We start from the raw sequence: 7,256 nt of genomic DNA, 5'->3' as shown, positions 1-7,256 counted from the left end.
CGGCGGGGACGCTGAGCAGCGCCGTACGACGGGTGGCGGTGCGCACCGACGGGCGCGCGTCGGAGCGCGAGGACGGGCGCGAGGACGGGCGCGCAGCCGGGCGCGGGGTCCGAGACCGAGGGGAAGTCATGGTGCCCCATCATGCGTGATGGGGCTGCCGTGACCCGTGGTTTGCGTGTGACGGGCGTGGCGCGTGTGATCAGCCGGGCTGTGGCCACGCGGCCACCTCCGCCCCACCGCACGCGTCTCCGAGCCCCCGCCGTGCGCGGGCCCGCGCCGAGCGCCTGATCGACACCCCCTCGACCTCCGGACGACTACCCGGAGGTCGAGGTGCCTGGAGGCCCCGGTGCCCGGAGGTCGAGGTGCCCGGAGGTCTCGATGGTCGGAGGTCGAGGTGCCCGGAGGTCGAGGTGCCGGGAGGCGACGCAGGAGCCGAGGGGCCACGAGACCCGGTGAGCCGCCGTTCGGGGTGCGGGGGGTCTCGTGGCTCGGGCCCGGGGGGCCCTCGCGNGGCCACGAGACCCGGTGAGCCGCCACCCGCCGTTCGGGGTCCGGGGTCCGGGGTCCGGGGTCCGGGGTCCGGGGTCCGGGGTCCGGGGTGCGAGGGGTCTCGTGGCTCGGGCCCGGGGGGCCCTCGCACCTCGACCTCCGGACGGCACCCCGGAGGTCGAGGTGCCCGGAGGTCTCGGTGGTCGGAGGTCGAGGTGCCCGGAGGCGACGCAGGAGCCGAAGGGCCACGAGACCCGGCCACCCGCCGTCCGGGGTTGGGGGGTCTCGTGGCTCGGGCCCGGGGGCCCTCGCACCTCGACCTCCGGACGGCTGCGCGGAGGTCGAGGTGCCCGGAGGCGACGCACGAGCCGAAGGGCCACGAGACCCGGCGACCCACCGTCCGGGGTACGAGGGGTCTCGGGCGCCGTCTCCACGCCGTCTCCACGCCGTCCCGCGCCACGCGGTGCCTCCGGGGCGGGTCCGCGGGCCGGGCTGGGTAGCCTGACGCGTCCCCGACCGGGGACGGCGTCGTCAGAGGGGGGTGGGTCCGATCACCGCAGCCACCGACCACCGCGAGGACGCCGCGGACTCCGACCCCCGCCAGCAGCGCCGTCGCGGGCTGCTGCGCGGGCTGCTGCACGGGCTCGTGGTCGTCGCGATCGTCGCGGGCCTGCTCGCCGCGCTGCGCGGGGGCGGCGGCGGGGACGAGGAGGACGGCGTCCGGGTGGTGCCGCAGTTCCCCCGGGCCGCCCAGGTCGACCTCGCCGAGCGCCGCGCCGGACGCGACCGGCCGAACGTCGTCTTCGTCCTCACCGACGACCAGAACGTCGACGAGCTCGAGCACATGCCGCGCACGCGCCGGCTGCTCGTCGACCGGGGGACCTCGTTCGACGCGGCGATCTCGCCGCACCCGCTGTGCTGCCCGGCCCGCGCCGAGCTGCTCACGGGGCAGTACGGCCAGAACAACGGCGTGCGCCACAACGGCGGGCCGCACGGGGGCGACCAGGCGCTCGACCCGGCGTACCCGACGCTGCCGGAGCGCTTCGCCGCCGCGGGCTACGCGACCGGGCTGGTCGGCAAGTACCTCAACGGCTACCAGCCCGAGGCCGACGCGCCCGAGCCCGGCTGGGACCTGTGGCAGCCGCTCGTGCGCGGCGTCTACTCCTACGACCGCTACACCTACGCCGGCGAGGAGCGGTCCTGGGCGGACGACGAGGTCCCCTACGTCACGACCAGCATCGCCCGTCGCACCGACGACGCCGTCCGCGAGCTGGCCGCGGGCGACGACCCGTTCCTGCTGTTCTCCTGGCACGTCGCGCCGCACTACAAGCCGAAGGGCAAGGTCCACGCGCCGCCGCCGAGCCTGCCGCGGGACCGGAGGAAGTACCGGGACCTGCCGGCGCCGTCGCTGACGAAGCCGAACTACAACCAGGCCGAGGTCTCCGACCAGCCGCAGCCGATCCGCAAGCGCCCGGTGATGAAGGACGCGAAGAACGAGCGCATGTACCGGGCCCGCGTCCGCAGCCTGCTGGCCGTCGACCGCTCGGTCGCCTCGCTGGTCCGCACGCTGCGCGAGACCGGCGAGCTGGCGGACACCTACCTCGTCTTCGCCTCCGACAACGGCCACGCCCTCGGCGAGCACCGCCTGTTCGGCAAGAACGTGCTCGTCGACGAGATCATGGACGTCCCCGTGGTGGTGCGCGGCCCGGGCGTCCCGGCCGGAGCCACCTCCTCGGTCCCCGCTACGCTCGTCGACCTGCCGGCCACCCTCCTCGACCTCGCCGCGATCGACGACACCACCGGGCTCGACGGGCAGTCGCTGCTGGCGCCGGCGCTCGGGCGCGACGTCGAGTTCCGCGACACGACCCTGGTGCAGACGGGTGGCCGCCAGCTCGACGGCTGGCAGTACCGCGGCGTGCAGACACCCGGCTGGCTCTACGCCGTGAACGCCCACACCGGCGACGGGCTGCTCTACGACCGGCGCCGGGATCCCTGGCAGCTGCACAACCGCTTCGCGGACCCCGCGTACGCCGGGGTGGTGCGGGAGCTGGAGGCACGTGCGAGCCGGCTGCGGGTGTGCGAGGGACCCGGCTGCAACCTGCGCTTCGGCGACGACCCGGCACCTCCCGCGGGCGGCTGAGGCCCGGGTGCGCGATAGTGGCGGCCATGGATCGACACACCTTCCTGGCCGGCCTGCACGCACGCCTCGACCCGCGCACCTACCTCGAGATCGGGGTCCAGGACGGCAAGAGCCTCGCGCTCGGCAGCGCACCGCGCATCGGCGTGGACCCGGAGTTCCAGGTGAAGGAGGAGATCCAGCAGGACGTGCACCTCGCGCGCACCACCAGCGACGAGTTCTTCGCCCGTCGCCGCCCGCTGGCCCACCTGCCCGTGGACGTGCTGGACCTGGTCTTCATCGACGGCATGCACCTGGCCGAGTACGTCGTCCGCGACGTGCTGGCGGTCGAGCGCTTCACCCACCCGGCCAGCGTGATCGTCCTCGACGACATCCTCCCCCGCGACCCCGAGAAGGCCCGTCGGGTGCGGATCACCCGCGGCTGGACCGGCGACGTGTTCAAGGCGCTCGACGCGCTGCGCACGCACCGGCCCGACCTGGTCGTGATCGAGGTCGACTGCGAGGGCACCGGCGCCGCCGTCGTGCTGTCCCCCGACGCGAGCCTCGACGGCGTCGCTCCGTGGTACGACGACTGGCTCGACGTCGCGGTCTCGCCCGACCCGCCGCACGTGCCGGTCGAGGTGCTCGAGCGCAGCCGGGCCTGGACGCCCGAGGAGCTGTTCGAGCTCGACGTCTGGGAGCAGCTGGCGCGGGCTCGCCGGCTCCCGGCGGCCGCGGCGGCTCCCGCCGTCGCCCAGGCGCTGGCGCCGCTGCGCCGTCCCGCGCCGCGGGCCTCCTGAGGGAGCGCCGAGCTCAGCCCAGCAGCCGTCGCGCGACGCGGCGCGCGCCCTGCCGGGCGCGGTCGCGGCGCTGCGGCGGCAGCGGGGAGAGCGCGGCGTCGAGCGCCCGCGAGCCGGCCCTGACCACGGTGGCCCTCACGTCGGACCCGGCGCCGGACGCCGACCCGGCCGCGGTCGAGCGGTCGCGCGGCACCGGCAGGCGCGACTCGGGGTCGGACCCGCCCCACAGCAGCACGACCGGACGGTCGCCCTGCACGAGCAGACGCGTACGGGTGGCGACGGGGTCGCCGTCGCCGCCCCGCAGACGCACCACCCAGCGGCCGTCGGCCAGCAGGTCGCGCCCGACGGTGACGACCACGCGGCGCCCGAGCGGGCCGTCGTCGACGACCGCGCGGCCCACGACCTTCGTGCCGCCCTTGCGCAGGACGGCCTCGGTGCACTGCTCGATACCGGGGGCCTTCGGTCCGTTCAGCACGAGCTCGACCGACTCGCCGCGCAACCGGGCGTAGGAGTTGACGAGGTCGAACGGGGCGGGGGGCGGCGCGGACTTACCCATGCCGCCACCCTAGGGTCCGCGGGGCTCAGCTGAAGTCGAGACCCCCGGAGCGGCTGCGCTTGAGCTCGTAGAACTCCGGGTAGGCGGCCATCGCGACGGCCCCGTCCCAGATCGCGCCGGCCTGCTCGCCGCGCGGGATCGACCCGAGGATCGGCCCGAAGAACGCGGTCCCGTTCACCGAGATCGTGGGCGTCCCCACGTCGTCGCCGACCTGGTCCATGCCGTCGTGGTGGGACCGCTTGACGGCCTCGTCGTAGGAGTCGTCGGTCATCGCGTCGGCCAGCTCGCGGGGCAGCCCGGCCTCGGCCAGGGCCTCCTCGGCGAGCTCGCGCGACTGGTCGCGGCCCTCGTTGTGCAGACGGGTGCCGAGCGCGGTGTAGAGCGCGAGCAGCTCGGCCTGGCCGTGCTGCTGCTCCACCGCCATGCACAGGCGCACCAGCTCCCACGCGTCCGCGAGCATGTCGCGGTACTCCTGAGGGATGTCCTTGTCGGCGTTGAGGTAGGCGAGGCTCATGATCCGCCAGGTCACCTTCACGTCCCGCACCTGCTCCACCTCGAGCATGAAGCGCGAGCTGATCCAGGCGAAGGGGCAGCGGGGGTCGAACCAGAACTCAGCGGTGTCGGTCATGTGGCGCCCAACACGCGACCCGTCGGGCCTGTTCCCGGGCGCGGTGCCATGATCGGACCATGCCCGGCACCAACCTGACCCGCGACGAGGCCGCGACCCGGTCCTCCCTCGTGGACGTGACCTCCTACGACGTCGACCTCGACCTGACCCTCGGGGAGAAGGTGTTCGGGTCGCTCACCACGCTGCGCTTCACCGCCTCCGAGCCCGGCGCCTCGACCTTCGCCGACCTCGTCGGCGGCTCCGAGCTGACCGTCACGCTCAACGGACGCGAGCTCGACCCGGCCGAGGTGTACGCCGACTCGCGCCTGCGCCTCGACGACCTCGCCGCCGACAACGTCCTCGTGGTCGACGCGCGCCTGCCCTACAGCCGCACCGGCGAGGGCCTGCACCGGTTCGTCGACCCCGTCGACGACCGCGTGTACCTCTACACGCAGTTCGAGGTCCCCGACGCGCGCCGCGTCTACACGACGTTCGAGCAGCCCGACCTGAAGTCCGTGTTCACCTTCACGGTGACCGCGCCCGAGCACTGGAAGGTGGTCTCGAACGCGCCGACGCCGGAGCCCGCGCACGACGCGGACGGCCGCGCGGTCGCGACGTGGTCGTTCCCGACGACCGAGCGGATGTCGACCTACATCACGGCGCTCGTGGCCGGCGAGTACCACGAGGTGCGCGACGTCTACGAGGGCGCGCACGGCACCGTCGACCTCGGGCACTACTGCCGGCAGTCGGTGAAGGAGCACCTCGACGTCGACGAGCTCGTCGAGCTGACCAAGCAGGGCTTCGCCTTCTACGAGGAGGCGTTCGACTTCCCCTACCCCTTCGGCAAGTACGACCAGCTCTACGTGCCGGAGTACAACATGGGCGCGATGGAGAACGCGGGCTGCGTGACCTACCGGGACGAGTACCTCCCGCGCTCCCGCCAGACCCACTCGTTCTACGAGCAGCGCGCCAACACCGTGCTCCACGAGATGGCCCACATGTGGTTCGGCGACCTCGTGACCATGAAGTGGTGGGACGACCTCTGGCTCAACGAGTCGTTCGCCGAGTGGGCCTCGCACCACGCGCTGGTCGAGGCCACCCGCTACACCGAGGCCTGGACCGGCTTCACCAACGCCCGCAAGAACTGGGCCTACCGCCAGGACCAGCTCCCCTCGACGCACCCGATCGCGGCCGACAACCACGACCTCGAGGCCGTGGAGGTCAACTTCGACGGCATCACCTACGCCAAGGGCGCCTCGACGCTGAAGCAGCTCGTGGCCTGGGTGGGCATCGAGGAGTTCACCGCCGGGCTGCGGGCCTACTTCAAGGCCCACGCCTTCGGCAACTCCGAGTTCGCCGACCTGCTGCGCGCGCTCGAGGAGACCTCCGGGCGCGAGCTGTCCGGCTGGGCCTCGGAGTGGCTGCAGACCTCGGGGGTCAACACCCTCACCCCCGAGCTCGAGACCGACGACGACGGCGTGCTGAGCGCCGTCCGGGTGCGCCAGTCGGCCCACCCCGACTTCCCGACGCTGCGCCGCCACCGCCTCGGCATCGGGCTCTACGACCTCACCCCCGCGGGCCTACGGCGCCGCACGTCGGTCGAGGTGGACGTGCGCGACGAGGTCACCGAGGTCCCGGCGCTCCTCGGTCAGCGACGACCCGACCTGCTGCTGCTCAACGAGGGCGACCTCACCTACGCCAAGATCCGTCTCGACGAGGTCTCGCTCGCGACCGCGGTCGCGCACGTCGACACCCTCGACGACTCGCTGGCTCGGGCCCTGCTGTGGGGCGCGACCTGGGACATGACCCGCGACGCCGAGATGCGGGCCCGCGACTTCGTCGCCCTCGTCCTCCGCGGCCTGCGGACGGAGACGGACATGACGGCGGTCGGCCGGCTCCCGATGTACCTGCGCACGGCGGTCGAGCACTACTCCGACCCCGAGGGCCGCGACGAGCTGCGGCTCATGACCGAGGCCGGGCTGCGGGAGCTGCTGACGACCGCCGAGCCCGGGTCGGACCGGCAGCTGGCCTTCGCCCGCGCCCTCGCCGCCTCGGCGCACGGCGACGACGCGCTCGGGCTCATCGCCGACCTGCTGGATGGGACCGCCGAGGTGCCGGGCCTGACCCTCGACACCGACCTGCGCTGGTCGCTGCTGACCGCGCTCGCGCGCACGGGCCGCGCCGACGGGGACCGGATCGCGCAGGAGCTCGCCCGCGACAACACCATCTCCGGCCAGGAGCACGCCGCGATGGCACGGACCGTGCGGCCCACCGCCGAGGCCAAGGCCGAGGCGTGGCGCGACGCGGTCGAGCGCGACGACGTGCCCAACGAGACGCAGCGGCAGATCGCGATCGCCTTCGCCACGCCCGGGCAGGCCGAGCTCCTCGCCCCGTACCTGGAGCGCTACCTCGACGTCGCGGAGACGATCTGGGAGGACAAGGGCGTCCAGCGCGCCTCGACCGTCCTGGAGGCGATGTTCCCGATGCCGCTGGCGTCGCCGGACGTGGTGGACCGCCTGGACGCGTGGCTCGAGACCTCCGCCGCCAACCCCGCGGCGAAGCGCTACGTGCGGGAGGGACGCTCCGACATGGCCCGCGCCCTCGCCGCCCGGGCCCGCGACGCCGGCTGAGCCGCACGGCGGCCCGGGCCACCGGCCCGGGCCGGCCGGTCCAGCCGCCGGTCGCGCC

5 protein-coding genes are annotated in these 7,256 nt (G+C 74.1%); 3 read left to right on the top strand and 2 right to left on the bottom strand.

Translation table 11 applies throughout. The features are described from left to right. Positions 1-1,030 precede the first annotated feature (1,030 nt). Both ABD158_RS13390 and ABD158_RS13385 read left to right on the top strand, forming a co-directional pair. The gene (locus ABD158_RS13390; protein WP_344008022.1) at positions 1,031-2,629 is read left to right on the top strand and encodes a sulfatase-like hydrolase/transferase; all 1,599 of its coding nucleotides are present in this window, start codon (positions 1,031-1,033) and stop codon (positions 2,627-2,629) included. Between the two features lie 26 nt (positions 2,630-2,655). Further along, entirely contained in the window at positions 2,656-3,405 is a 750-nt protein-coding gene (locus ABD158_RS13385) for a class I SAM-dependent methyltransferase (RefSeq protein WP_344008021.1), read from the top strand. 13 nt (positions 3,406-3,418) lie between these two features. On the opposite strand, the gene ABD158_RS13380 is transcribed toward ABD158_RS13385, so the two are convergent. Both ABD158_RS13380 and ABD158_RS13375 read right to left on the bottom strand, forming a co-directional pair. Beyond that, positions 3,419-3,961, bottom strand: a complete 543-nt coding sequence (locus ABD158_RS13380) for a hypothetical protein (protein WP_344008020.1) — start codon at positions 3,959-3,961, stop codon at positions 3,419-3,421. Positions 3,962-3,986: 25 nt separating this feature from the next. Next, positions 3,987-4,589 (bottom strand): mycothiol-dependent nitroreductase Rv2466c family protein, encoded by a 603-nt coding sequence (locus tag ABD158_RS13375; protein WP_344008019.1) that lies wholly within the window; start codon positions 4,587-4,589, stop codon positions 3,987-3,989. 59 nt (positions 4,590-4,648) lie between these two features. On the opposite strand from ABD158_RS13375, the gene pepN reads away from it, so the two are divergent. Next, the gene (gene pepN / locus ABD158_RS13370; protein ID WP_344008018.1) at positions 4,649-7,198 is read left to right on the top strand and encodes an aminopeptidase N; all 2,550 of its coding nucleotides are present in this window, start codon (positions 4,649-4,651) and stop codon (positions 7,196-7,198) included. Positions 7,199-7,256 lie beyond the last annotated feature (58 nt).

The organism is Nocardioides lentus, from assembly GCF_039529515.1.
GTDB classification, from domain to species: domain Bacteria; phylum Actinomycetota; class Actinomycetes; order Propionibacteriales; family Nocardioidaceae; genus Nocardioides; species Nocardioides lentus.
This window is presented reverse-complemented; position numbering and strand designations above follow the sequence as displayed.